At 68.0% G+C, this 25,719-nt stretch carries 24 protein-coding genes, 2 tRNA genes and 3 rRNA genes; 14 read left to right on the forward strand and 15 right to left on the reverse strand.

Features of this window, described 5'->3' with window-relative positions:
- Window positions 1–3: 3 nt before the first annotated feature.
- Both pheS and pheT read left to right on the forward strand, forming a co-directional pair.
- The gene (gene pheS / locus P0592_RS07755; protein WP_276273705.1) at window positions 4–1,515 is read left to right on the forward strand and encodes a phenylalanine--tRNA ligase subunit alpha; all 1,512 of its coding nucleotides are present in this window, start codon (window positions 4–6) and stop codon (window positions 1,513–1,515) included.
- Window positions 1,515–3,302 (forward strand): phenylalanine--tRNA ligase subunit beta, encoded by a 1,788-nt coding sequence (gene pheT / locus P0592_RS07760; protein WP_276273706.1) that lies wholly within the window; start codon window positions 1,515–1,517, stop codon window positions 3,300–3,302. The genes pheS and pheT overlap by 1 nt, the downstream gene beginning before the upstream one ends.
- On the opposite strand, the gene P0592_RS07765 is transcribed toward pheT, so the two are convergent.
- The 3 genes from P0592_RS07765 to P0592_RS07775 are packed head-to-tail and all read right to left on the reverse strand — an operon-like array spanning window position 3,303 to window position 5,102.
- Window positions 3,303–3,779, reverse strand: a complete 477-nt coding sequence (locus P0592_RS07765) for an RDD family protein (RefSeq protein WP_276273707.1) — start codon at window positions 3,777–3,779, stop codon at window positions 3,303–3,305.
- Between the two features lie 39 nt (window positions 3,780–3,818).
- Window positions 3,819–4,871, reverse strand: coding sequence for a quinone-dependent dihydroorotate dehydrogenase (locus P0592_RS07770; protein ID WP_276273708.1), 1,053 nt, complete (start codon window positions 4,869–4,871; stop codon window positions 3,819–3,821).
- A 33-nt stretch (window positions 4,872–4,904) separates the two neighbouring features.
- Window positions 4,905–5,102, reverse strand: a complete 198-nt coding sequence (locus P0592_RS07775) for a hypothetical protein (protein ID WP_276273709.1) — start codon at window positions 5,100–5,102, stop codon at window positions 4,905–4,907.
- 238 nt (window positions 5,103–5,340) lie between these two features.
- Between P0592_RS07775 and P0592_RS07780 the strand changes: the two genes are divergently transcribed.
- From P0592_RS07780 to P0592_RS07805, 6 genes are all read left to right on the forward strand, one after another.
- Entirely contained in the window at window positions 5,341–5,649 is a 309-nt protein-coding gene (locus P0592_RS07780; protein WP_276273710.1) for a non-histone chromosomal MC1 family protein, read from the forward strand.
- Window positions 5,650–6,277: 628 nt separating this feature from the next.
- A 16S ribosomal RNA gene (locus P0592_RS07785) occupies window positions 6,278–7,747 on the forward strand.
- Between the two features lie 106 nt (window positions 7,748–7,853).
- Window positions 7,854–7,925: transfer RNA gene (locus P0592_RS07790), tRNA-Ala, on the forward strand.
- A 205-nt stretch (window positions 7,926–8,130) separates the two neighbouring features.
- Window positions 8,131–11,053: ribosomal RNA gene (locus tag P0592_RS07795) — 23S ribosomal RNA — on the forward strand.
- Between the two features lie 137 nt (window positions 11,054–11,190).
- Window positions 11,191–11,313: ribosomal RNA gene (gene rrf / locus P0592_RS07800) — 5S ribosomal RNA — on the forward strand.
- Together the 16S, 23S and 5S rRNA genes with 2 tRNA genes alongside form the textbook arrangement of a ribosomal RNA operon.
- 168 nt (window positions 11,314–11,481) lie before the next feature.
- Window positions 11,482–11,557 (forward strand) — tRNA-Cys (locus P0592_RS07805).
- Window positions 11,558–11,567: 10 nt separating this feature from the next.
- Here P0592_RS07805 and P0592_RS07810 read toward each other — a convergent pair.
- A complete protein-coding gene (locus P0592_RS07810; protein ID WP_276273711.1) occupies window positions 11,568–12,011 on the reverse strand; it encodes an acyl-CoA thioesterase in 444 nt (147 codons plus the stop codon).
- Between the two features lie 208 nt (window positions 12,012–12,219).
- Here P0592_RS07810 and P0592_RS07815 point away from each other — a divergent pair, with 208 nt between their 5' ends.
- Together P0592_RS07815 and hisG are read left to right on the forward strand one after the other, a co-directional pair.
- Window positions 12,220–13,551: a S8 family peptidase gene (locus P0592_RS07815; RefSeq protein ID WP_276273712.1), complete on the forward strand. Its 1,332-nt coding sequence runs from the start codon at window positions 12,220–12,222 to the stop codon at window positions 13,549–13,551.
- A 45-nt stretch (window positions 13,552–13,596) separates the two neighbouring features.
- Window positions 13,597–14,442 (forward strand): ATP phosphoribosyltransferase, encoded by an 846-nt coding sequence (gene hisG, locus P0592_RS07820; RefSeq protein WP_276273713.1) that lies wholly within the window; start codon window positions 13,597–13,599, stop codon window positions 14,440–14,442.
- 4 nt (window positions 14,443–14,446) lie between these two features.
- Here hisG and P0592_RS07825 read toward each other — a convergent pair whose 3' ends face one another.
- From P0592_RS07825 to P0592_RS07840, 4 genes are all read right to left on the reverse strand, one after another.
- A complete protein-coding gene (locus P0592_RS07825) occupies window positions 14,447–16,072 on the reverse strand; it encodes a gamma-glutamyltransferase family protein (RefSeq protein ID WP_276273714.1) in 1,626 nt (541 codons plus the stop codon).
- An 87-nt stretch (window positions 16,073–16,159) separates the two neighbouring features.
- Window positions 16,160–17,404 carry an MFS transporter gene (locus tag P0592_RS07830; protein ID WP_276273715.1) on the reverse strand — a complete coding sequence of 415 codons (1,245 nt, stop codon included), beginning with the start codon at window positions 17,402–17,404 and terminating at the stop codon, window positions 16,160–16,162.
- A complete protein-coding gene (locus P0592_RS07835) occupies window positions 17,401–17,793 on the reverse strand; it encodes a DUF7473 family protein (protein ID WP_276273716.1) in 393 nt (130 codons plus the stop codon). Before P0592_RS07835 ends, P0592_RS07830 begins: the two co-directional genes overlap by 4 nt.
- Before the next feature lie 54 nt (window positions 17,794–17,847).
- Window positions 17,848–18,408, reverse strand: a complete 561-nt coding sequence (locus P0592_RS07840; RefSeq protein ID WP_166967082.1) for a TATA-box-binding protein — start codon at window positions 18,406–18,408, stop codon at window positions 17,848–17,850.
- 163 nt (window positions 18,409–18,571) lie between these two features.
- On the opposite strand from P0592_RS07840, the gene P0592_RS07845 reads away from it, so the two are divergent.
- Window positions 18,572–19,603 carry a TIGR01177 family methyltransferase gene (locus tag P0592_RS07845; RefSeq protein WP_276273717.1) on the forward strand — a complete coding sequence of 344 codons (1,032 nt, stop codon included), beginning with the start codon at window positions 18,572–18,574 and terminating at the stop codon, window positions 19,601–19,603.
- Window positions 19,604–19,692: 89 nt separating this feature from the next.
- On the forward strand, window positions 19,693–19,848 hold the full coding sequence (locus tag P0592_RS07850) for a rubrerythrin-like domain-containing protein (RefSeq protein ID WP_276273718.1): 156 nt from the start codon (window positions 19,693–19,695) through the stop codon (window positions 19,846–19,848).
- A gap of 17 nt (window positions 19,849–19,865) precedes the next feature.
- On the opposite strand, the gene P0592_RS07855 is transcribed toward P0592_RS07850, so the two are convergent.
- The 7 genes from P0592_RS07855 to P0592_RS07885 form a co-directional block, all read right to left on the reverse strand.
- The gene (locus tag P0592_RS07855; RefSeq protein WP_276273719.1) at window positions 19,866–20,399 is read right to left on the reverse strand and encodes a GTP-dependent dephospho-CoA kinase family protein; all 534 of its coding nucleotides are present in this window, start codon (window positions 20,397–20,399) and stop codon (window positions 19,866–19,868) included.
- Window positions 20,400–20,403: 4 nt separating this feature from the next.
- Window positions 20,404–20,601: a transcription elongation factor subunit Spt4 gene (spt4, locus tag P0592_RS07860; protein WP_276273720.1), complete on the reverse strand. Its 198-nt coding sequence runs from the start codon at window positions 20,599–20,601 to the stop codon at window positions 20,404–20,406.
- The gene (locus tag P0592_RS07865) at window positions 20,601–21,182 is read right to left on the reverse strand and encodes a DNA-directed RNA polymerase (RefSeq protein ID WP_276273721.1); all 582 of its coding nucleotides are present in this window, start codon (window positions 21,180–21,182) and stop codon (window positions 20,601–20,603) included. Before P0592_RS07865 ends, spt4 begins: the two co-directional genes overlap by 1 nt.
- A gap of 1 nt (window position 21,183) precedes the next feature.
- The gene (locus P0592_RS07870) at window positions 21,184–21,561 is read right to left on the reverse strand and encodes a twitching motility protein PilT (protein ID WP_276273722.1); all 378 of its coding nucleotides are present in this window, start codon (window positions 21,559–21,561) and stop codon (window positions 21,184–21,186) included.
- Window positions 21,558–22,790, reverse strand: coding sequence for a translation initiation factor IF-2 subunit gamma (locus tag P0592_RS07875; RefSeq protein WP_276273723.1), 1,233 nt, complete (start codon window positions 22,788–22,790; stop codon window positions 21,558–21,560). The genes P0592_RS07870 and P0592_RS07875 overlap by 4 nt, the downstream gene beginning before the upstream one ends.
- Window positions 22,791–22,929: 139 nt before the next feature.
- Window positions 22,930–23,253: a hypothetical protein gene (locus P0592_RS07880; RefSeq protein WP_276273724.1), complete on the reverse strand. Its 324-nt coding sequence runs from the start codon at window positions 23,251–23,253 to the stop codon at window positions 22,930–22,932.
- A 47-nt stretch (window positions 23,254–23,300) separates the two neighbouring features.
- The gene (locus tag P0592_RS07885) at window positions 23,301–23,702 is read right to left on the reverse strand and encodes a response regulator (protein ID WP_276273725.1); all 402 of its coding nucleotides are present in this window, start codon (window positions 23,700–23,702) and stop codon (window positions 23,301–23,303) included.
- A gap of 140 nt (window positions 23,703–23,842) precedes the next feature.
- Between P0592_RS07885 and P0592_RS07890 the strand changes: the two genes are divergently transcribed.
- A complete protein-coding gene (locus P0592_RS07890) occupies window positions 23,843–24,721 on the forward strand; it encodes a DUF7351 domain-containing protein (RefSeq protein ID WP_276273726.1) in 879 nt (292 codons plus the stop codon).
- A 41-nt stretch (window positions 24,722–24,762) separates the two neighbouring features.
- Window positions 24,763–25,713, forward strand: coding sequence for a DUF5787 family protein (locus P0592_RS07895; protein ID WP_276273727.1), 951 nt, complete (start codon window positions 24,763–24,765; stop codon window positions 25,711–25,713).
- Window positions 25,714–25,719: the final 6 nt, after the last annotated feature.

The following is a 25,719-nucleotide window of genomic DNA, read 5'->3' on the forward strand; positions in this document are numbered from 1 at the left end:
GCTATGAAACGACCACAGGCACAGGTGGCCGTCCTGCAGGCCGCCGACGCACAGGAGGACAGACGGATCGACGAGGTGGCCGAGGCGGCCGGCATCAAGCCGGAGGCCGCGACACGCGCGGCCTTCGAGCTCGAAGACGACGGGCTCGTCGTCGTCAGCGAGGAGGCGGTCGCCCACTACGACCTGACCGACGAGGGCCGCGAGTACGTCCGGGAGAGCCTCCCCGAACAGGACCTCTACGAGGCCGCACTCGACGCCGGGGCCGACGAGTCGCCCGTCTCGATGGGCGACGTCATCGGCGCGGCCGGCCTCGACGGCGGGGCCGTCGACATCGCGCTGTCGAACTACGCCCGGAAGGGGTACGGGACCATCGACAGCGGCGCGATCACGGCCGACCCCGACGCCGACGCCGGCCGCGACCCGGAGATGCACGCGCTGGAGGCCGTCGCCGACGGCCGGGTCGCGGACGCCGACGACGACGCGCTGGACCAGTTGGAGCGGCGCGGGCTGGTCGACGTCCGCGAGGAGACGGTCCGGTCGGTGCGGCTGACCGACGACGGCGTCACGGCGCTGATGGAGGGCGTCGAGGCCGCCGAGACGGTCGACCAGCTCACGCCCGAACTGCTGACCAGCGGCGAGTGGGACGACGTCGAGTTCACCGAGTACAACGTCGAGGCCGACGCCGAGGACGTCCCCCACGGGAAAGAGCACATCCTCCGGCAGACCGCCAACCGGGTGAAGGACACGCTGGTCGGGATGGGGTTCCAGGAGATGGCGGGTCCCCACGTCGACGCGCAGTTCTGGATCAACGACTGTCTCTTCATGCCCCAGGACCACCCGGCCCGGACCCACTGGGACCAGTTCGCGCTCTCCCAGCCCGACGAGATCAAGGAGCTCCCCGAGGACCTGGTCGAACGGGTCCGCTCGGCCCACCGGGACGGGGTCGGCCCCGACGGCGAGGGGTACCACTCGCCGTGGACCGAGGAGGTCGCGCGGGGGCTGGACCTGCGGGGCCACACCACCTCGCTGTCGATGCGGTACCTCTCGGGCCACGAGATCGGCGAACTGGAGCCGCCACAGCGGTTCTTCAGCGTCGAGAAGGTGTACCGCAACGACACGCTGGACCCGACCCACCTGCTGGAGTTCTTCCAGATCGAGGGGTGGGTGATGGCCGAGGACCTCTCCGTGCGTGACCTGATGGGGACGTTCACGGAGTTCTACGAGCAGTTCGGCATCACCGACCTGGAGTTCAAACCGCACTACAACCCCTACACCGAACCGAGCTTCGAGCTGTTCGGCACCCACCCGGAGACCGGCGAGGTCGTCGAGGTCGGCAACTCCGGCATCTTCCGCGACGAGGTGCTGGAGCCGCTCGGCGTCGACTGCGACGTGATGGCGTGGGGGCTCTCGCTGGAGCGGCTACTGATGCTCATGTACGGCTTCGAGGACATCCGCGACGTGCACGGGACGCTGTGTGACCTGGAACTGCTTCGCGAGACGGAGGTGATGCACTGATGCCCGTCGTCGACGTCGATCCCGACGAGCTGCGCCACCTGACCGGTCACGACGAGAAGAGCGACGAGGAACTGCGCTCGGACCTGTTCGACCTCGGCCTGGAGTTCGAGGGCTGGACCGAGGACGACGAGTTCCAGCTGGAGTTCGCGCCCGACCGACTCGACCGCCTCTCCGTCGAGGGCGTCGCCCGGTCGCTGCGGTACCACTACGGCGACGACCGCGGGGTGTACGTCCCCTCGACCAACGACGCCGAGTGGACCATCGAGGTCGAGGACCAGCCCGAGGGCCGCCCCTACGTCACCGGGGCCGTCGTCCGCGGGCTCGATATGGACGAGGAGGCCCTGGAGTCGCTCATCCAACTGCAGGAGAAGCTCCACGCGACGATGGGCCGCCAGCGCGCGAAGGGAGCAATCGGCGTCCACGACCTGACGATGCTGAAAGGCGAGGCGCGCACGGGGGCGGTCGACTCGTCGGACGACGAGGTCGGCGACGTCGACGCCGGGACGACCGGCAAGTCCATCACCTACACAAGCGTCGACCCCGACGAGGCGCGGTTCGTGCCGCTGGACGCCGACGCCGAGATGACGCCGGCCGAGGTGATGGCGTCCCACGAGACCGGCCAGACCTACGGCGACCTCGTGGCCGAGTTCGACCGGGTACCGGCGATCTACGACGCCATCGGCCTGTTCTCGTTCCCGCCGGTGATCAACGGCCGCCGCACCGAGGTCAGCGAGGACTCCCGGGACCTGTTCGTCGAGATGACCGGCACCGATCAGTGGACGATCGACCGGATGCTCACGATCGTCTGCTACGCGCTGGCGGCCCGCGGCGGCACGGTCGAGCGCGTGAACGTCGAGTACGCCGACGACGCTCCCGGGGAGTACGCCGGCCGCACGCTCGACCGGCCGGACTTCGCCGTCCGGACGAAGACGGTCACCCACGCCCGCATCGAGTCGATCCTCGGCGTGGAACTGGCCGCCAGCGAGGTGGTCGACTACGCCGAGCGGGCCGGTCTCGACGCCACGGAGACGGAGACCGACGACGGCGACCCCGCATACGAGGTGGAGATCCCGCCCTACCGCGTCGACGTGCTCCACCCGCTGGACGTCGTCGACGACATCGGTCGCGCCCTGGGGTTCAACAGCCTCGAACCGACCTACCCGGACGTCTCGACGGTCGGGGGCCGCCACGAGCGCTCCCGGCTGGAGGACGCCGCCCGCGACACGCTCGTCGGGCTGGGCTTCGAGGACCTGCTGAACTTCCACATGACAAACGAGGAAGAGAACTTCGAGCGGATGGGGCTGTCGGCCCCGGAGACCGACGACGCCGTCGGCGCGGCCGATCCGGTCACCATCCGGGAGCCCTACAGCGAGGACTACACGATCCTCCGGACGTGGGCGCTCCCCTCGCTGCTGATGGTCCTGGAGAACAACACCCACCGCAGCTACCCGCAGGACCTCGCCGAGATCGGGCTGGCCGCCCACCTCGACGACGACGAGAACACCGGCGTCGCCGAGCGCCGGACCGTCGCCGGCGTCCTCGCGCGCACCGACGCCTCCTACGAGGACGCGAAGGCCCGCCTGCAGGCCATCGCCGAGGCCTTCGACGTCGACCTGCACACCCCCGCGACGACCCACCCGTCGTTCATCGACGGCCGCGCGGCCGAGGTCGTCCTCGACGGCGAGTCGGTCGGCGTCGTCGGCGAGATCCACCCCAAGGTCCTCGTCGAGCACGACCTGGAGCTGCCGGTCGCGGCCTTCGAGTTCCGGCTGGACGCCCTGTCGTAGTCACCGCTCGCTGGGGTAGACGTACTCCACGTCGTCCGGCCGGTGCTCGTCGTCGTCGGTCTCGACGACGATGGTCCCGGAGAGCCTGTTGAACAGGCGCAGCCCCTCCTCCTCGTACGCGAGCCAGCCGACGAGCACGTCCAGCGGCAGCAGGAACGCCTTCCCGAAGCTCTCGATGGCGGCCGTCCCGTAGCCGATCGGGTCGCCGCGCTCGTCGGCCACCGCGATGTCCATCACGATCTTGCCCGCCGACTGGCCGCGCGCCCCCTCCAGGGCGGTCCAGTACACGAACAGTGCGACGCCGTTCAGCCCGGTGAACGACGCGGTCAGCGAGAGGCTGCCGGTCACCAGGGCGAACACGCCGGCGGTCTGCTGGAGCCCCGCCAGGATCGCGCCGACGAGGACGACGTCGAGGAGCCACGCGAGGAAGCGGTCGTCCCAGGACGCGACGTGGAGGGTTCGGGTCGACTCTGCCATACCCCGGCTTCTCGGGGGGTGGGCTTCAAGATTGGCCGGTCACAGGTCCGCGCCGACCGCGTCCGCGACGCCGTCGAACCCGTCCCGCTCCAGCAGGTCGAGCAACCCCTCGTTGATCTCCCGGGCGATGCCCGGCCCGCGGTAGACCAGCCCGGTGTACAGCTGGACGAGCGACGCGCCGGCGCGGATCTTCCGGTAGGCGTCCTCCGCGGTGAAGACGCCACCGACACCGACCACGGGGACGTCGACGCGCTCGGCGACGAACCGGACCATCTCCGTCGCCCGGCGCTCGATGGGCTTGCCCGAGAGCCCGCCCCGTTCGCTGGCGTTGGGCGAGCGCAGCCCCTCGGGGCGGTCGGTGGTCGTGTTCGTCGCGACGACGCCGTCGAGCCCGAGTTCGGTCACGAGGTCCAGCGCGTCCTCGACGGCGGGAGCCGGGAGGTCCGGCGAGAGCTTGACGAGCAGCGGGGCTGCACCGGCGTCCTGCAGTTCACCGAGGATGGCCGCCATCGCGTCGCGGTTCTGGAGCTCCTCGAACCCCTCCGAGTTGGGGCAGGAGACGTTCACGACGAAGAAGTCGCCGCCGGCGGCGACCCGCTCGTAGGTCTCGCGGTAGTCCGCCGGCGCGCCGGCCGTGTCGACGTGTTCGGTCTTTGCGATGTTGACGCCGACGGGGAACGGCGGGTCGGCGGCCGCGAGCCGCTCGCCGACGACCGCCGCGCCGTCGTTGTTCAGTCCCATCCGGTTGACGATCCCCTCGTCCTCGCGCAGGCGGAACATCCGCGGCCGCGCGTTGCCCGTCTGTGGCTCGGCGGTGACGCCGCCGACCTCGGCGAAACCGAAGCCGAGCGCGGCCAGCGCGGACGGGACGGTCGCGTTCTTGTCGAACCCGGCGGCGACGCCGACGGGATTGTCGAAGGTGTGCCCGAACGCGTCGACGGCCAGCCGGTCGTCCGCGACGGTGTATCGGCGCGCCATCGCGTCGGCGATCGCCGTGCCGTCGACCGCCCGGAGCAGCGCGTGGACGCCGCCGTGGGCGGTCTCCGCCGGTAGCGAGAACAGGAGCGGCTTCGTGATGTCGTAGAGTCTCATTCGTGTCGGCCGCGTCTCCGCCGTGAGGGCACGTCAGAAGTCGTGTTCGACCTCTTCGGGGTCGGCCTTCTGGATGATGATCTTGTTGTCCCTGACCCGGACGAACACCTCGTCGCCGATCTCCATCCCGGCGACGGCCAGTTCGTCTTCGTGGATGTTGACGTGGACGTTGTGATACTCGCCGTCTTCGTCTTTCGCGCCACTCGGGCTGAGCTTCTTCTTTCGCACCATCGCGCTATCCTATTCGATGCATCGCCGTAGGATATACTTAAGTCTACCGTGCTGGCGACCCCGCGACGGCGCGGGATCGGGCGCGCGCCAGCGTTCCAGCGGGCGTCACGCCCCGACTGACGGCCCGATACCGAGCCGTTCCGCGCGCTGCTTATAAAGACACCCGGTGACGGGAGCCGGATTTGGGGGTATATTTATGTCCCACCATGTGCTGACTTGACATGGAGCGGTGAGAACTATGGCACGCGACAGCGACAAGCGCAACTTCGCGCTCCGTGAGGATGACGACGAATCGAGCGTCTTCTCGGGCGGGACTCCACGACAGGCCGCACTGAAGGCGGCCCGGCGGCTGGAGCCGGCCGACAGCGAAGACGACGCCGACCGACAGGAGATCCGTCTCCGGGAGAAGGGGACCCACAAGGTCCACATCTACGAGGCGTGGGCGTGGGTCGAGGAGGCTCCCGACGACAAACCCGACTGGATGCCCGGCGACATCACCAAGGGGAACGTCTCCAAGCAGGGCGTCGAACATCTCGACGAGATCTGACTCGGCGGCGAGCACGGGATTTTTCGGCGACGCTCGACCGTAAGTGGCTTCGCTCGCGTACGCGCCGACACCAGCGGCGGATGTCCGGCCCCGGTCGTGCTGGTCTCTCTCACCCGTGTAATCACCTGACGGGGCGGCTCCGGTCCGACGAGGTTAAGTGTGGGACTCCCATCGGCTGTGATGCGAACGCGGCGCGGGGCGGCGTCCCCGGCCGAGCCGACGACGCGACCGACGCCCTTATCCGTGAACGGGCGTTCGGTCACGACACAGAGCTGGTTCGCGTCGTGCGATTCGACGCGGACTCGGTCCGATGCCCTTAAGTGTAACAGGGCGTTCGGACGTGATGTGAACGCGGCTCGGTCGGGGCGTCAGCGCCCGGCCGAACGGACGACGACGGCGGGGCGACTCGCCAACGGAAACCGAAGCCTTCAAGACGGCTTCGGGAAAACATACAGGTCCGGAGTAAATGAGGATTCCACCCCTGCGGTCCGCCGTACAGATGGGATCTGATGTTAGCCCTGATAGTTCGGTGACACCCGGTCGACGGGTGTCCTCGAACGCCCTTCGATAGCGATCACACCCCTCGTGGGTGTGTTCCCGCCTAACCCCCTGGCATCACGCCAGGACCATTCCGGTTGATCCTGCCGGAGGCCATTGCTATCGGAGTCCGATTTAGCCATGCTAGTCGCACGGGTTAGACCCGTGGCAGATAGCTCAGTAACACGTGGCCAAACTGCCCTATGGACAGGGACAACCTCGGGAAACTGAGGCTAATCCCTGATACAGCTCTCAGACTGGAGTGTCGAGAGCTGGAAACGCTCCGGCGCCATAGGATGTGGCTGCGGCCGATTAGGTAGATGGTGGGGTAACGGCCCACCATGCCGATAATCGGTACGGGTTGTGAGAGCAAGAGCCCGGAGACGGAATCTGAGACAAGATTCCGGGCCCTACGGGGCGCAGCAGGCGCGAAACCTTTACACTGCACGACAGTGCGATAGGGGGACTCCGAGTGCGAGGGCATATAGTCCTCGCTTTTCTGTACCGTAAGGTGGTACAGGAACAAGTGCTGGGCAAGACCGGTGCCAGCCGCCGCGGTAATACCGGCAGCACGAGTGATGGCCGATCTTATTGGGCCTAAAGCGTCCGTAGCCGGCCGGACAAGTCCGTTGGGAAATCGACGCGCTCAACGCGTCGGCGTCCAGCGGAAACTGTTCGGCTTGGGGCCGGAAGACCTGAGGGGTACGTCCGGGGTAGGAGTGAAATCCCGTAATCCTGGACGGACCGCCGGTGGCGAAAGCGCCTCAGGAAGACGGACCCGACGGTGAGGGACGAAAGCTAGGGTCTCGAACCGGATTAGATACCCGGGTAGTCCTAGCCGTAAACAATGCTCGCTAGGTGTGCCGCAGGCTACGAGCCTGCGCTGTGCCCTAGGGAAGCCGAGAAGCGAGCCGCCTGGGAAGTACGTCCGCAAGGATGAAACTTAAAGGAATTGGCGGGGGAGCACTACAACCGGAGGAGCCTGCGGTTTAATTGGACTCAACGCCGGACATCTCACCGGCACCGACAGCAGTAACGACGGTCAGGTTGACGACCTTACTCGAGCTGCTGAGAGGAGGTGCATGGCCGCCGTCAGCTCGTACCGTGAGGCGTCCTGTTAAGTCAGGCAACGAGCGAGACCCGCACTTCTAGTTGCCAGCAACACCCTCGTGGTGGTTGGGTACACTAGGAGGACTGCCGCTGCTAAAGCGGAGGAAGGAACGGGCAACGGTAGGTCAGTATGCCCCGAATGTGCCGGGCAACACGCGGGCTACAATGGCCGGGACAGTGGGACGCGACACCGAGAGGTGATGCTAATCCCCTAAACCCGGTCGTAGTTCGGATTGCGGGCTGAAACCCGCCCGCATGAAGCTGGATTCGGTAGTAATCGCGTGTCAGAAGCGCGCGGTGAATACGTCCCTGCTCCTTGCACACACCGCCCGTCAAAGCACCCGAGTGAGGTCCGGATGAGGCCTGATACCCAGGTCGAATCTGGGCTTCGCAAGGGGGCTTAAGTCGTAACAAGGTAGCCGTAGGGGAATCTGCGGCTGGATCACCTCCTACTGACCGGGACTGGGGCCTCGCCCCAGCCCACCTTTCGTGGCGTTCGCGGACACCCGTCGTCCGGGCACCTATGAACTATCAGGGCTAACACCTGCGGATCTGCCGGGCCCATAGCTCAGCGGCAGAGCGCCGCCTTTGCAAGGCGGAGGCCCTGGGTTCAAATCCCAGTGGGTCCATGTCACGTGCCAGCCCCGAACCGTGCCCCTTAAGTGTGGGACGGCGATGGGATATGGTACGAAGACCGGTGCACCATCCCGCGTGAAAGCGAGGATGGGAAGGGTCGATGCGCACACCGTCACCCACCTTCGGGTGCGCAGATGAAACCGTGTGTACGTGCGATCCAGGCGTCCACTGGACTCGTGCAGTTCAAACGAGTCACAACGACGTTGGCTACTATGCCAGCTGGTGGATGGCTCGGCTCGAGAGCTGAAGAAGGACGTGCCAAGCTGCGATAAGCCTGAGGGAGCCGCACGGAGGCGAAGAACTCAGGATCTCCGAATGGGAATCCCCATCGCAATTGCTCCGCGCAATGAGCAACCCCGAGAACTGAAACATCTCAGTATCGGGCGGAACAGAAAACGCAACGTGATGTCGTCAGTAACCGCGAGTGAACGCGACACAGCCCAAACCGAAGGTCCCACGACCAATGTGGTGTACGGACCGACACTCATCGCTTGACCGTCTCGAAGAAGTCCCTTGGAACAGGGCGTGACACAGGGTGACAACCCCGTATTCGAGACCACTACAGCGTGCGTCGGCTCCAGAGTAGCGGGGGTTGGATATCCCTCGCGAACGTGGCAGGCATCGACTGCCAAGGCTAAATACTCCTCGAGACCGATAGTGAACAAGTAGCGTGAGCGAACGCTGCAAAGTACCCTCAGACGGGAGGCGAAATAGAGCCTGAACTCAGTTGGCGATCGAGCGACGGGGCACGAAAGGTCCTGTCCAGAATGACACAGCCGCGAGGCTGCAGTAAGACGGACAGGAAGCCGGTGTTCCGTCGTACGTTTTGAAAAACGAGCCAGGGAGTGTGTCTGTATGGCGAGTCTAACCCGAGCATCGGGGAAGGCACAGGGAAACCGACATGGCCGCAGTATTACGAGGGCCGCCGTGTTCAAGCGCGGGGAGCCATTCGGACACGACCCGAATCCGGACGATCTACTCCTGGGCAAGGTGAAGCGTGCCGAAAGGCACGTGGAAGCCTGTTAGCGTTGGTGTCCTACAATACCCTCGCGTGACCTTGGAGTAGGGGTGAAAGGCCCATCGAGTCCGGCAACAGCTGGTTCCAATCGAAACATGTCGAAGCATGACCTCTCCCGAGGTAGTGTGCGGGGTAGAGCCACCGATTAGCGTGACCGCCTCCGAGAGGAGTCGGCACGCTTGTCGAACTCCAAACCTGCACACGCCGTCGACGGAGGGATTCCGGTGCGCGGGGTAAGCCTGTGCACCAGGAGGGGAACAACCCAGAGAAAGGTTAAGGTCCCCAAGTGTGGATTAAGTGTAATCCTCTGAAGGTGGTCTCGAGCCCTAGACAGCCGGGAGGTGAGCTTAGAAGCAGCTACCCTCTAAGAAAAGCGTAACAGCTTACCGGCCGAGGTTTGAGGCGCCCAAAATGATCGGGACTCAAATCCACCACCGAGACCTTTCCGTGCCCGTAACACGGCAACCGAGTAGATTGGCGCTCTGATTGGATGGAAGCCCGGGCGAGAGCTCGCGTGGACCGATCAGTGACGAAAATCCTGGTCATAGTAGCAGCGATAGTCGGGTGAAAACCCCGACGGCCTACTGGACAAGGGTTCCTCAGCACTGCTGATCAGCTGAGGGTTAGTCGGTCCTAAGTCTCACCGTAACTCGACTGAGACGAACTGGGAAGCTGGTTAATATTCCAGCACCACCACACAGTGAAAGCTGACGCCTCGGGGTCGATCACGCCGGGCCATCGCCCGGTCGAATCGTCCAACTCCGTGGAAGCCGTAACGGCAAGAAGCGGACGAACGGCGAGACAGGGCAACGTGATTCAACCTGGGGCCCGTGAAAAGGCGAGTGTGGTGTCCGTACCGAGAACCGACACAGGTGTCCATGGCGGCGAAAGCCAAGGCCTGTCGGGAGCAACCGACGTTAGGGAATTCGGCAAGTTAGTCCCGTACGTTCGCAATAAGGGATGCCTGCTCCGGAACGGAGCAGGTCGCAGTGACTCGGAGGCTCGGACTGTCTAGTAACAACATAGGTGACTGCAAATCCGCAAGGACTCGTACAGTCACTGAATCCTGCCCAGTGCGGGTATCTGAACACCTCGTACAAGAGGACGAAGGACCCGTCAACGGCGGGGGTAACTATGACCCTCTTAAGGTAGCGTAGTACCTTGCCGCATCAGTAGCGGCTTGCATGAATGGATTAACCAGAGCCTCACTGTCCCAACGTTGGGCCCGGTGAACTGTACATTCCAGTGCGGAGTCTGGAGACACCCAGGGGGAAGCGAAGACCCTATGGAGCTTTACTGCAGGCTGTCGCTGGGACGTGGTCGCCGATGTGCAGCATAGGTAGGAGCCATTACACAGGTACCCGCGCTAGCGGGCCACCGAGGCATCAGTGAAATACTACCCGTCGGTGACTGCGACCCTCACTCCGGGAGGAGGACACCGATAGCCGGGCAGTTTGACTGGGGCGGTACGCGCTCGAAAAGATATCGAGCGCGCCCCAAGATCGTCTCAGCCGGGACAGAGACCCGGCGAAGAGTGCAAGAGCAAAAGACGATTTGACAGTGTTCTTCCCAACGAGGAACGCTGACGCGAAAGCGTGGTCTAGCGAACCAATTGGCCTGCTTGATGCGGGCAATTGATGACAGAAAAGCTACCCTAGGGATAACAGAGTCGTCACGCGCAAGAGCACATATCGACCGCGTGGCTTGCTACCTCGATGTCGGTTCCCCTCCATCCTGCCCGTGCAGAAGCGGGCAAGGGTGAGGTTGTTCGCCTATTAAAGGAGGTCGTGAGCTGGGTTTAGACCGTCGTGAGACAGGTCGGCTGCTATCTACTGGGTGTGTCATGGTATCTGACGGGAACAATCGTATAGTACGAGAGGAACTACGATTGGTCGCCACTGGTGTACCGGTTGTTCGAGAGAGCACCGCCGGGCAGCCACGCGACACGGGGTAAGAGCTGAACGCATCTAAGCTCGAAACCCACCTGGAAAAGAGATACCGCCGAGAGCCCTCCTACAAGAGGAGGTCGATAGACTCGGGGTGTACGCGTCGAGGTAACGAGACGTTGAGCCCGCGAGCACTAACCGCTCGAAGCCACAATCATACGCACTGTGACTCGTCATCTTCACCGACGAACCTCGTCGGACTGCACGAGTCCAGGCGCAATCTGGATCGCACGTACGGACGGTTCGAACGACCACCGAGATCGGTGTATCACGGTTCGACTCCGTGACTCGGCGTTAGGCGGCCACAGCGGCGGGGTTGCCTCCCGTACCCATCCCGAACACGGAAGATAAGCCCGCCAGCGTTCCGGCAAGTACTGGAGTGCGCGAGCCTCTGGGACCGCCGGTTCGCCGCCACCACTCATACTCACCACAGCCCGCAGGGGAGCGACCCCCGCGGGCTATTTACATATCTTGCGCGGAGAGGCATCACCGGCCCCTTCACGTGATCGCCGGTGGGGGTACCGCGCAGCCGAGGCTGGGCGAATCCGCTAGCCTTAAGCGGTCCACGCGGATAGTGAGAGGTGCGCCAAGGTGGCAGAGTCCGGCCTAACGCAGCGGCCTGCAGAGCCGCCTACCGCCGGTTCAAATCCGGCCCTTGGCTCTCTCTGTCGTCACTCTCGGTCGGGTTCCTGAGCGAGTGCACGGTCACGGAGTTCCCGACACCGGTCCCCCTCCACTTCGAGTTCGGGGACCGGCGTGGGTTTGCCGTCGTCGACCGCGACGAAGGTGGCGAAGGCGCTGGTGGTCTGTTCGGTCTGGCCGGTTTTCGGATCCTCGCGGGCCACTTCGATGTGGACGCGCACGCTGGTTCGGCCGGTGGCGTAGGCGTACGACTCGACGAGAGCGGTGTCGCCGATGGGGATGGGGCGCTCGAAGTCCACGCGGGACATCTGGGCCGTGACGCAGGCCTCCTGTGCGGCTCGCATCGCCGACATCGCGCCGACCTCGTCCATCCACTTCATCACGATGCCGCCGTGGGCGGTCTCGTAGTTGTTGGCGTGGGTCGGTTGGACGCGCTCGCGGTTCTCGATGTACGTGTCTGCGATGTTTGGCACAGTCCGGCATTCCACGGGTGGAGGGAAAACTGTGTGGTCGGCGGGGGCGACTGGCGCGTCAACACCGGGCGTCGTGCAGCGATGGTTCCCGTGGCCCCGTCTATGCCGTGGTCCGACTCGGGAGCGACCGCAAGTCACGGCCGACGACTCGGTATCCAATTATTTTTCATAAAGATATTAGTTCCGTGCGCTCCCGTCGGATCGTGCTATGTCTCAGCACACTAGGCGGACGTTCCTCACGACGACGGGTACCGTCCTCGGTGGTATCGCGGTCGGATCGACGGTCACGGCGGCGACGCGGACGGAGCGGTTCATCGTGCGGACACGGGAGAGGCGGACGCCGTCGGCGGTCGAGGTCGTCCACGAGATGCCCGGGGTCGACGTGGCGGTGGTACGCGGGTCGGAGTCGGCAGTCGCGGAGTCGGCGGCGGTCGAGGCGTACGCGCCGGACGTGGAGGTGGACGTAGACCTGCCGGCCCCGAGTGACGCCGCCCCGACCGTCGAGGAGACGTCGGTGGGTGACGAGCCCGGGTACGGCCTGCAGTGGGACAAGCAGGATCTCGACGTCGCCGACGCCCACCGAGTCACGGAGGGCGAGGGGTCGAGGGTCACGGTCATCGACACGGGCGTGGCCGCGGGCCACCCCGACCTGACGGTCAACGAGGAGCTGTCCCGGAACTTCACCGGCGACGGGTTCGGGGCCGCCACACCCGCAGGCGGGTACCACGGCACTCACGTCGCCGGTATCGTCGGTGCCAGCGACGACGGGGGCGGCGTGATCGGCACCGCGCCCGCGACGGAGCTGGTCGACTGCCGTGTCTTCTCGCCGGCGTCGTCGGCGTCGTTCGGGGACATCCTCGCGGCGGTCGTCTACAGCGCTGCGATCGGGGCCGACGCGGCGAACCTCTCGCTCGGGGCATACCCGGTCCCGCGACGGGGGTTCGGGAGCTTCTACGGGAAGGTGCTCAACAGCGTGATGACGTACGCGAACAGCCGGGGGACGCTGCTGGTCGCCGCCGCCGGCAACGACGGTGCCGATCTCCAGCACGACGGGAACGTCGTCAGCCTCCCGAACGAGGGCGCACAGGGGTTCAGCGTCGCCGCGACCGGCCCAATCGGGTTCGGATGGGACGCCGCCGACGAGTCGCCACCACAGAGCCCGGCGTTCTACACCAACTACGGGACGAACGCGGTCGACCTCGCTGCACCGGGCGGTGACGCCCACCTCGGCGCGATCGGGAGTGGTGTCCCGTACTATCTCGACCTCGTGTTCAACACCATCGCAGAGCCGATCTACGAGACCGACGAGGACGGGGACGTAACCGGTATCGATGACGTCGAGTACACCTACTCGTGGCTCGCGGGCACCTCGATGGCGGCCCCGCAGGTCGCGGGCGCGGTCGCACTGCTCAGGAGTGAGTACCCCGATCTGAACGCCAATCAGGTGGCGTCGCGGCTGCGACGGGTCGCCGAGGTCCCGGACGGGTACGACAAGTCCTACTACGGGGCGGGCTACCTGAACGTCGTCGACGCGCTGTAGCGGGCGAGGCGAAAAGCCATTATTCGGGCCGCTGTCAGGGGGCGTATGCGCATCGCCGTCCCCAACAAGGGCCGCCTGCACGACCCGAGCGTCGAACTCCTCGAACGGGCCGGCCTCCACCTCGTCGACGGGGCCGACCGCCAGCTGTACGCCCAGACGGTCGACCCCGACGTGACCGTCCTCTACGCCCGCGCCGCCGACATCCCGGAGTACGTCGCCGACGGCGCGGCCGACGTCGGGATCACCGGCCTCGACCAGGTCCGGGAGGCCGGGGTCGACCTCGTGGATCTGCGGGATCTGGACTTCGGCCGCTGTCGGCTGGTACTGGCCGCCCCCGAGGCCGACGGCGTCGAGTCCGTCGCGGCCTTCGACGGGGGCCGGGTCGCCACGGAGTTCCCGAACGTCACCCGGCGGTTCTTCGACGAGCAGGGGGTCGACGTCGACATCACGGAGGTCTCCGGCGCGACGGAACTGACGCCCCACGTGGACATCGCGGACGGCATCGTCGACATCACCTCGACCGGGACGACCCTGCGGATGAACCGCCTCGAGGTCGTCGCCGAGGTCCTCCAGAGCTCCGTCCACCTGTTCGCCCGCGCGGACACCGCCGACGACGAGAAGGTCGACCAGATCGACACGGCGCTGGGATCGGTCCTGTCGGCGGACGACAAGCGCTACCTGATGATGAACGTCCCCGAGGACGCCTTGGACGACGTGAAGGACGTCCTCCCGGGGATGGGCGGGCCGACCGTGATGGACATCGCCGGTGCCGACGACGTGGCCGTCCACGCGGTCGTCGAGGAGAGCGAGGTCTTCGAGACGATCAACGATCTCAAGGGCGTCGGCGCGTCGGACGTGCTGGTGACCGAGATCGAGCGGCTCGTAGAGTGAGCGCTCAGAAGACGTCGGCGGTCCCGTCCTTCCGGGGTTCGGTCGCGCCCGACAGCGTCCCATCCGTCCACCGGGCGATCTGTGCACCGCCGAACCGCGGGGGCAGGTCCACGCCCACGTCGTGGCCCCGCCGGACCAGCTTCGAGGTGACGTCGGCGTCGAAGCGAGCCTCGACGGCCAGCGTCCCGTCCTCGCGGTAGCGCCACCGCGGTTCGTCCAGCGCCGCCTGCAGCGGCAGGTCCCGGTCCAGCAGGTGCGAGAGCACCTGGACGTGGCCCTGCGGTTGCATGTAGCCACCCATCACGCCGAAGGCCGCCCAGTCGTCCTCGCCGAAGCGGGCCAGGCCGGGGATGAGCGTGTGGAAGGGGCGCTTGCCGGGTTCGACGCGGTTGGGGTGGGCGGCGTCGAGTTCGAACGAAGCCCCGCGGTTCTGGAGCGTGAGGCCGGTCGAGCCGGCCGCGAGGCCGCTCCCGAAGCCCATAAACAGGGAGTTGATGAACGAGACGACGTTGCCCTCGCCGTCGGCGACGGTCAGCAGGACCGTGTCGGCGTCCTCGGCGGCGGAGTCGAGCATCCCGACCTCGGGGTCGTCGATGGCCTCCGGGCCGACCTCCTCGGCGCGCTCGGCGGCCCACTCCTTCGATTCGAGCGGCGGCACGTCCTCGTACTCGGGGTCGGTGATGTAGTGGTGGCCGTCGGTGAAGGCCAGTTTCGTCGCCTCCGCGAGCAGGTGGGTCCGCTCGACGTCGTCCTCGGCGTCGGGGACGCCGACCGCCTCGGCGACGTTCAGGGCCTCCAGGGCGATGAGGCCCTGGTTGTTCGGCGGCAGCTCGTACACCTCCGCCCCGTCGTAGGTCGTCGAGACGGGGTCGGGGAACTCCACCTCGAAGCCGGCGAGGTCGCCGTGGTCCAGCAGACCCCCGGCGTCCTGCACCGTCGCGACGATCTCGTCGGCGATCGCCCCCTCGTAGAACGGGTCGGCCCCCGCCTCGGCCAGCGTCGCTAGGGTGTCGCCCAGCTGGGGCAGGGCCATCCGCTCGCCCACCTCGGGGGCACGCTCGCCGTCGACGAGGTACTGCTCGCGGGCGGCGTCGTTGCGCAGGGTCGGCTCGCAGGCCGCCCACGCCGACGCGATGACCTCGCTGACGGGGAACCCCTCTCTCGCGTAGTGGATGGCGTCGGCCAGCACCCGTTCCAGCGAGAGGTCCCCGAACCGCTCGACGGTGGCCTCCCAGCCCCGGGGCGCGCCGGGGACGGTGACGGCGAGGGGGCCGCGCTCGGGCATCTCGGCCGCCGCCGGGTCGACGCCCTCGCGCTCGGCGACGGCCTCTCGCATCCGTTCCAGCGTCGCGGCCTCGGGCGCGCCCCCGCAGGCCCGCATCGCGCCCACGTCGCCGTCCGCGGTCCGGTACATCGCGAAGGCGTCCCCGCCCAGGCCCGTACTCATCGGTTCGACGACGTTCAGCGCCGCCGCGGTCGCCACCGCGGCGTCGAAGGCGTTGCCCCCGTCGCGGAGCACGTCGACGCCCGCTTGGGCGGCGAGCGGCTGGCTGGTCGCGACGACGCCGCGGGTCCCGTAGGCCGTCGAACGCCGGGAACTGAATCGGTCCAGGTTCGGTGTCCCGTCCATACGTTCCCGTCCGGCGGGTGTCGGTGAAAACCCTTCCGCCGCCGGCAGAGCCGGCGTCCGGGCCGTCGCGGTCGTCGACCACTCGCCCTACTCGTCCAGCCGCCACAGCGCCACCGCGAAGCCGACGCCGAGCAGGGGGAAGACGGCGAGGCCGAGGAAGGCACCGTCGGGCCCCGCCGCCGAGAGCAGGATCCCCGAGACGGCGGCCCCGGCGGCCCCGACGCCGAAGTTCGTCAGGTAGGTGTACCCGTAGGAGAGCCCCCGGTCGCCGGGCGGGCTGTACTCGGCGATGGTCGCCTGATAGATGGGCTGGAGGGTGAACAGGAGGAAGCCGAGCACCGCGCTGGCGGCCAGTAGCGGGCCGACCCCGGCCTCGGCGGCGGGGACGAACAGCACCGAGATGGCTGCGAGGCCGCCGAACACCGCCGTCAGTCCCACGGGCGTCCGGATGCGGTCGGTGAGCTTCCCGCCGACGTACTGGCCGCCGATCCCGACCGCGAGCAGACCGACGTAGAGGTAGTAGGCCACGTCGAACTCCTGGGCCAGCCGGCTGTCGGCGGCGAACAGTCGGACGTACTCGGAGACCGGGGGGAGGAAGCCGCCGAGCACTTCCGGGAGGAAGGTGGTCGCCCCGCGGTAGAACAGCCCGTTCATCATCACGACCAGCATCGCGACGGTGAAGCCGGTCGTGAACAGCCCGCGGCTGTCGGCGAGGAACTCCCGGACGGAGCTCGGCGGTCCCGACTCGTCGACCTCGCCCCCGTCCGTGCTGACGGCGGCGGTCTCGTCGAACTCCACGGAGAGGGCGTAGGCGACGGCGGCGGCCGCCGGGAGGACGAGCAGGGCCGCGACCACGCGCCAGTCGAACGCCAGCAGGAGCAGGGCGGTCACGAGCGGCCCGCCGGCGATGCCGGCGTTGCCGGCCATCCCGTGGTAGGCGAAGCCGGTGCCCCGCTCCTCGACGCCGGTCGAGATGAGCGCGAGTCCGGCGGGGTGGTAGACGCTGGCCCAGAGGCCCCACAGCGCCAGTGCGAGCGTGAGCGTGGGGATGCCGGGCGCGACGCTCAGAAGCAGGAAGGACGCCCCCATCCCGACCAGACAGGCGGTGACGACCCGGTTCGCCCCGTAGCGGTCGGCCAGCATCCCGCCCGGGAGCGCCCCCGCGCCGAACAGCGCGAAGCCGACGGCGGTGACGGTCCCCAACAGCGCCGTCGTCACCGGGAACTCGGTGAGCCAGACGGTGACGAAGATCGGGATGGACAGTTCGTACGTGTGGACGAGCGCGTGTGCGACACCGGTGAAGGAGACGATGGCGCGGTCGTTGGCCTTCATGTTGGTCCGAAGATGTTGAACAGAGCTATTCCCAGCACCGATGCGAACGCGAAGTGCAACAGCACCAGTGGGGCGGTCGAGCGCGTCGAGAGACGGTACGTGTAGCTGATGGCGATACCGTCGGCGACGAGCGTCACCAGGAGGAGGACGGCGACCCCGAGGCTGGGGCTGACGGGGCCGACGCCGGTGGTCCCCCAGCGCTGGAGCAGAATGGAGACGACGGCCGGGACCAGCGCCGCCTTCGCGGCCAGCTGGCTGGGCGTGTCACCGATGAAAAACGTCGCCGCGAGGTGGAGCGTGACGGCGTAGAAGAGCCACGCGACTAACAGCGTGACGGCGACGGCGAGGAGCCCCCCGCCCGTCAGACTCGGCGACGCGGCCTGGAGCATAGCGGCCGTAGCGGCCGACGGCGCTTGGGCGTTGCGTTACCGGTCGAACGGGGCTCAGTCCAGCAGGCCCAGCTCCTCGAGCCGGGAGACGATCTTGTCGACGGCCTCCTCGGCGTCCTCGGGCTTCTTGCCGCCGGTGATGACGAGCTTCCCGGAGCCGAACAGCAGGGCCACCACGTCGGGTTCGTCGAGGCGGTAGACCAGCCCGGGGAACTGCTCGGGCTCGTACTCGATGTTCTCCAGGCCCAGGCCGATGGCGATGGCGTTGAGGTTGAGGTTGCGGCCCAGGTCCGCGCTCGTGACGATGTTCTGGACGACGATCTCGGGGTCGTCGTCCACCTGGATGTTGAGGTCGCGGAGCTTGTCGAAGACGATGCGCAGGCTCTGGTGGACGTCGTCGGTGGACTTCGCGCCCGTACAGACGATCTTGCCCGAACGGAAGATCAGCGCCGCGGACTTGGGGTCCTGGGTGCGGTAGACGAGGCCGGGGAACTGTTCGGGGTCGTAGTCGGCACCCTCGAGGTCCATCGCCACGCTCTGGAGGTCGAGCTCCTGTCCGATACCAGTCGAGGCGACGACGTTTTCGATGTTGATGGTCTCCTTGGGGTCAACCATATCTCGACTTAAATCACGTATTTAAGGTTTATAAAGGTTGATGGCGTTCGGTGACAGGTCGGTCAGGGGAAACGTCATCTCGGTGACCGAAGCCCCCTAAATCGGGGCGGAAATCCGGCCGTCGACCGGCACCCTCATACCCGCTCGGCCGCACGCTCGGGGCGTGTACGTCCTCGAACTGGCCGGACAGGACGACCCGTTCGCGGGCCGCGAGGCCGCCAGCGCCGCCAGCGACGTGACGCCGCTCGCGCCCGGACTCGCGACGGCCCGGGGCGTGACCGAGCGCGCGCGCCACCTCGCGTTCACCCGGCGGGCCTGCGCGCTGGTCGGGACCGGCGACCCGACGATCGAGAGCGCCCGGACGGTACTCGACGCGGCGACCGTCGATCGGACGGGGACGGTGGCGGTCCGCGCGGTCGACGTGCGGGCCAGCACCCGGATCGACACCCAACGAGCCGAGCGGGCGCTGGGCGGCGTCCTCACCGACCGGGGGTTCGCCGTCGACCTCGACGACCCCGACCACACGCTGTACGCCTACTTCGCCGACCCCGCGGGCGACGAGGAGGGGGGTCGCGGCGAGGCCTGCTGTGCGCTCGGCTGGGCGGCCGTCGAGACGGTCCGGGACTTCGGCGACCGCCGGCCGACCGACCGGCCGTTCTTCCAGCCCGGGAGTATGGACCCGCTGGAGGCCCGCGCGCTGGTCAACGTCGCGGGCGCTCGCCCCGGTGCGACCGTCGTCGACCCGATGTGTGGGACCGGCGGACTCCTGTTGGAGGCCGGCCTCGTCGGTGCCCGCGTCGTCGGCGGCGACGCACAGGCGAAGATGGTCCGGGGGAGCCGGCGGAACCTCGCGTCCGGACTGGACGGCGACGGCCACCCGGACCGGGCCGCCTACCCCGAACCCGGTCGGTGGGACGTCTGCCGGTCCGACGCCGCCCGTCTGCCGATCGCGGGCGACGCGGCCGACGCGGTCGTCTTCGACGCGCCCTACGGCCGCCAGTCGCGCATCGAGGGGGAACTCCGCCCCCTCGTCGCCGGCGCGCTCGCGGAGGCCCGCCGGATCGCCCCGCGCTGTGTCCTCGTCGCCGACCGCGAGTGGACCGACGCCGCCCGCGAGGCCGGTTGGTCGGTGGCCGACCGCTTCGAGCGCCGGGTCCACCGCTCGCTCGTCAGACACGTCCACGTGCTGGAGTGACCGTTCGTCCAGTTTTTCTGGACGGTTGCCCACCGTATTTCGACGGGCGACAATCTTTATGCGGCCGCGTGTGTTAGCCGTTCCCACGAATGCCTCGATGGTCCGATCCAGCACCGTGTGACGACGACGAACAACTGTTCGAATGTCCGTCCTGTGGCACCCGGCTCTGTAGCGAACTCTCCTCGGTGGACTGCGAGCGGTGCGGGCGTGAGATGCAGAACCTCAGCGTCCCCCGACCGGAGTAGCCGGCCGAGAACGGCCGCTACCGGAGTTCCGACAGCGCCGCTTCCGTGTCCCCGTCCATCCGTTCCAGTAGCGACCGCGCTCGCTCGCGGGCCGTCCCCTCGGGGGTCACGAGCACCATCCCCTCGTCCGGCTGGCCGTAGACGACGCTCGCGCCCTCGGGGACCGCAAGCACCGCCGGGAGCGTCGCCAGGTCCTCCTCGCCGTCGACGTCGACGAGCGTCGTCTCGCCGGCGGCCAGTCCCTCGCGCATCGCGGCCAGCAGGTCCCGAGTGAGCGTCCCCGCGGGGTTCTCGACCGAGACCGTGCGCTCGAACCCCCCGATGGCGGCGGTGACCTCCTCGTCGACGGCCGAGCGCTTGGTCCGCTCGTCGACCAGCGCCAGCGCCGGGACGTAGCCCGCCTCCAGCAGGTGGTAGGTGACGATGTCGCCGACGGCGACGATCGGGTCGCCGGCGTCGGCCAGCAGTGCGTCGGCGTCGGTGTAGATCGGCCCCAGCGGCTCCTTGAGTTCCGCGCGCAGCGCCGCCGGGAGTTCGAGGAGAACGCTCACGTCGTCAGCGGACCTTCAGCGCGTACTGGCCCGGTTCGGTCACTTCCATCTCCTTGGCGATGTCTGACTGCTCGGGGTGGGCGATGACGACGTAGCCCGCCCAGTCCTCCGTCAGCGAGGTGCTCCCACAGGCCTGACACTGGCTCTCGACCTCGGCGTCCTGCACGCGGTGACAGTCGCGACAGACGAGTCGGTCCGCCATCAGCTCTCACCGGCTTCCGCCGTGCTGGCCTCTCGCTTCTCCCGTTCCTCCTGGAGCCAGCCGTGCTTGCCCAGGCCGACCTGCTTGGCCGTCAGGCCGATCTTCGAGTCCCGGGGGTTGCGCTCGTCGATGCTCTTGGTGACGATGCGGGCCCGGACGGCGTCGCCGGTCCCCAGCGTCCGGTTGGACTCCCGGGAGGCGAGCTGCTGGTTCTCCTCGTCGTAGGCGAGGTACTCGTCGGAGATCTGCGAGACGTGCAACAGGCCGTCGACCGGCCCGATGCCGACGAAGGCCCCGAAGTTGACGACCTCGACGACCTCCCCGTCGACGACCTCCTGCATCTGGGGGTCGAAGGTCAGCGCGTCGAACTCGGCCTCGTAGTAGACGCCGGGCTCGTTGGGCAGGACCGCCCCGTCGCCGATGTCGTGGACCTCGATGACGGAGACGACGCTGCCGACGTCCTCGTCCATCCGGCCCTCGAGCTTGTCCTGCAGGAGCTTCTTGACCATCCCCGGACTCACGTCCGCAAGGTGGCGTGGCGGCACTTCGACCGTATCGCGGAGACGTACCCGTTTGTACATGTTATGGTTGAGTGATACCCAATTTGTCCTGGCCCCTTAAACTAATTACCGGAACGCCCGCGTTGAGCAGGCGGCGTTTCAGGGGCTTGTCGTTCGTGACGGCGTGTGTCGCGTCCGCCTCTGTCGCCAGTTCCAGCACCGCGTCGTCGGCGTAGTCGGCCTCGGTCGCCCGGACCGAACACCGGTCCAGCAGGTCCCGGCCGACCGAGGCGGCGGTGGCCTCGACGCCACTGCCGTCGGCCAACTTCTCCAGTTCGTCGCGGACGGCCGCGGGGGCGACGTAGTCGCGCTCGACCGACAGCAGCCTGTCCAGTTCCTCGAACAGCCGCACGTCGCACTCGACCGGCATCATCAGGGCGTTCGTGTCCAGCACGATCATCCACGCAGCGTGCCGACGCCGATGAGCCGCCAGCGCGCGCCGACCCGGCGGTTGATGGCGATCTTCGCGCCGTCCTCGGCACAGACCGGGCGCTTGAGCGCCACCTCGCACTCGCCGTCGCGGGCGCTGGTGACCGAGCCGACGGTGGTGGCGGTGCCGATGGTCAGCATCAGCGGCTCGCCCGTCGAGATCTCCTCGACCTCGCCGCCGTCGTCGCCGACGATCCGTTCCAGCAGGTCCACGTCCATCGTGAACTGCTCGTGGGTCGGCGGGAGGCTGCCGGGCGGGCCGGCGACCTGTCCAGCGAGCGCGTCGCCCTTCGTGATCGAGGGGTCGAGGCCGGTGCCGACGCCGAGCAGCCCGCCCGGCGTCACCTGGTCGACGAAGTCGCCGCCGGCCTGGAGCGACCGCACCGTCGTGGTGACGGGCCGCCACTCGGTCTGGCCGCCCTCCTCGACCTCGCGGCCGGGGCGCAGCTCGACCTCGTCGTCGGTCTCCAGCTGTCCCTGGACGAGCGAGCCGCCGAGGACGCCGCCCAGCAGGTCCTCCCAGGTGGTGCCGGGACGGTTGATGTCGAAGGAGCGAGCGACCATCATCCGGGCGTCAGCCTCGGGGTCCCGGTCCGGGGTGGGGATCTCGCGCTCGATGGCGTCGATGAGCAGGTCGACGTTGGCCTCCTGCTGTGCGCTGATCGGGACGATGGGGGCGTCCTCGGCGACGGTGCCCTCGACGAACTCCTGGATCTGGCGGTAGTTCTCGCGGGCGCGCTCCTGGTCGACGAGGTCGACCTTGTTCTGTGCGACGACGATGTTGTCGATGCCGATGATGTCCAGCGCCGAGAGGTGTTCCTCGGTCTGGGCCTGTGGCACCGGCTCGGTCGCCGAGACCACCAGCACCGCGCCGTCCATGATGGCCGCGCCCGAGAGCATCGTCGCCATCAGCGTCTCGTGGCCGGGCGCGTCGACGAACGACACCGTACGGAGGTGGTCGGTGTCGACGTCGTGGTCCTCGCAGTGCTCTTCGACGGTGAAGGCGTCCGGTTCGTCCTCCTCGGGACAGCGACGGAACGTGGCGTCGGCGTAGCCGAGCCGGATGGAGATCCCGCGCTTCATCTCCTCGGAGTGCTGGTCGGTCCACTCGCCGGACAGGGCCTGCACCAGCGTCGTCTTCCCGTGGTCGACGTGGCCGACGAGTCCGATGTTCACCTCCGGTTGTTTGTTCGATGTCATCTCGAGAGTAATCTTGGTGGAGATTCGCCCCGTGGGACTGATAAGCCTACTGTTTGCGCCGCGTCGCGGCCGCTCGGACGACTGCCGTCCCCGGGTCGCGGTCGCGAACGGGCCGCCGGTGTGGCGGCCCCGACCCGCCTCAGTGCGTGGGATCGTTGACGTACATCGCCATCACGTAGGCGTCCGCGGCCGCGGCGACGGGCAACAGATACGCCAGGAACGTCAGCGACGGGACGGCGACGACGAGGACCGCGGCGAACGCGACGGCCCCGCCCAGCCACGCCAGCCCGCGCCGGACCTTGCCGACGTACAGCTGGCCGGCACCGGTGAGCAACACCGACAGCACCACCGCCAGCCACGGGCGCTTGTGCGGGGTCGGCTCGTGGCCACACTCGCGACACTCGTCGGACAGCGCCGGCAACTGCGCACCACAGGCGCTGCAGTACTCGCGGTCGGAGGGCATCGTCGGCTGTCTCGGCGGGGCCGCGAATATGTCTTCTGGGGCCGTCCTCAGCCGCCCGCCAGTTCGCGGATCAGCGCGGCGAGTTCCTCGTACTGGGCCGTGTCGGTCCGTTTCTGCATGTACGACGCGCCGGCCTCCCGGGCGGCCCCGGCGACCTCCTCCCCGCCGGCCTGCGTGAACAGCACGAACTCGGCGTCGGTCTCGGCCCGCTCTATGAGCGACAGCCCGTCCAGCATCGGCATCTCGTAGTCCGTGACCACACAGTCGAACGACCCGTCCAGCCGCTCGATCGCCGTCGTCGGCGCGGCGGTGTGTGACACGTCCAGACGCCCGTCGACGTGTTCGAGGTACTCCGCGACCAGCGCTCCCATCGTCGGCTCGTCGTCCACCACCAGCACTCGATACTCCGTCCCCTCGTCCACCTCGACGCCTGCCGTGACCGTCCCCATACGCGCTCGGCTACGGACACCTCGGACATAAATCGCCGACAGCTCTTTCACGGCCTGAAACCGCGCTCGGTAAGGGTCACATCTCTCACAGATACGCAGTTCTGCGAACCCTTTTGGCCCCCGCACCGGACACTAGTCGTATGGCGCGTGCAGACGACCAGTCCGGCGGCGTGGTCGACCCGGCCGAGGCGTTCGGCGTCGTCGCCAGCGAGACGCGGCTGGACATCCTCGAGGCGCTCTGGCGGGTCGACGAGACGCCCGTATCGTTCTCCGCGCTCTTCGACGAGGTCCCCCTGTCGGACAGCGGCCAGTTCAACTACCACCTCCAGCAGCTCACCGGCCAGTTCGTCGCCGACGGCTCGGACGGCTACCGCCTCCGACGGGCCGGCGCGCAGGTGATCCGGGCGCTGCGTGCCGGGACGTTCACCCACCGGCCCGACGTCGACCCGATCCCGGTGGCCGGGGCCTGTACCCGCTGCGGGGGCGAACTGGCGGCCGTCTACGCGGACGAGCAGTTCGCCATCGACTGCCGGGACTGCGGGACGGCCCACGGCGAGTACCCGTTCCCGCCCGGCGGGCTCGTCGACCGCGACCCCGAGGAGATCGCGCAGGCGTTCGCCGAGCGGGTCCGGCACCTCCACTGCCTGGCCGCCGACGGCGTCTGCCCGGAGTGTGCCGGCCGGATGGCGACCGAGATCACGCGCGAGGGCGACTGCTGTCTGGACGTGGCCGTCCGCGCGGAGTTCACCTGCCAGCGGTGTCGCCACCGACTCTGTTCGCCCGTCGGCCTCTCGCTGCTGGACGACTCGACGGTCGCCGCCTTCTACGACGACCACGGCGTCGACCTGGCCGCCCGCCCGTACTGGACGCTCCCGTGGTGTGTCGACGACGAGTACACCACCGTCGCCTCGACCGACCCCTGGCGGGTCCGGGTCCGGGTCCCCGTCGCCGACGAGGAGCTCCGCGTCACGCTGGACGGCGACCTGCAGGTGGTCGACCACGAGCGGCGGGGCTGCTGACCGACGACGGACCTTTCTCCCTGCACCACCACCGTCCGCCCGTGCGGGAGTTCGGCTTCGAACTGGCGCTGTGTGCCCACCTCGAACGCGAGGGCCGCCTCGTCAGCCGACAGCTCGGCGGCGCGGTCCACGGCCGACGCGTCCTCGACACCGTCGTCGTCGAGCCCAGCGACGCCTTCCCCGACCGCGCCGCCATCACCCCCGAGCGCATCCCCGCGGCGGCCGTCGAGGCGGACGTGGGACCGGGGCGGGCCCGGTACTGGAAGGACGCCTTCGACTGCCACCCGGACCGCGCCGAGCGGGCCGTCGAGACCGCCGTCGAACGCGGGTTCTTCGAGCGCGAACGCCGCGGCGGCCGGACCTACGTCCGGCAGACGGCCCGCTACCCCGACTGGGTCGAGGGCATCACCGCCGTCGAGAACAAGCCCGACCTCGACCGGCCGGGCGACCTCCAGCGGCAACTCCGGACCGACGTCTCGCTGGGGCTGGTCGACCGGGTCGTGCTGGCGACGAGCGACTACGTCACCCGGGCGCACCTGAACCGCATCCCCGACGCGGTCGGCGTCTGGCGGTTCGACCCCGAGACCGACGACCGCGAGGTGGTCCGGGAGCCGACGCCGCTGGGGACCGACGAGGCGGGCGTCGAGCTGCTGGAGCGGTCGCCGTCGCGGGCAGAGATCCGGACCGTCGACGCCGAGACCAAGGCCCGGGCGCGCCGCCGGCTCGCCGAGCGGGCCTACGGCAAGGGGTGGCGGAGCTTCGACTACCCGGCCTGCCAGCGGTGCGAACCGGACGGCGACGGCCTACCACGCTGCGCGTGGAAGGGTCGACCGGTCCGGGCCAGCGACGAGTGCGGCCCGGACTGCGAGGGATACGACCCGGCGGACCCGCCCGCTGTCGACGGCGACGCCCTGCGGGCAGAGCGGACGCCCTGGGACCCCGACCCGCCGGGGCGGCAGCGCCGGCAGTCGGGGCTGGACCGCTTCGGCTGAGCCGGC

It is taken from the genome of Haloarcula litorea, from assembly GCF_029338195.1.
In the GTDB taxonomy this organism is placed as follows: domain Archaea; phylum Halobacteriota; class Halobacteria; order Halobacteriales; family Haloarculaceae; genus Haloarcula; species Haloarcula litorea.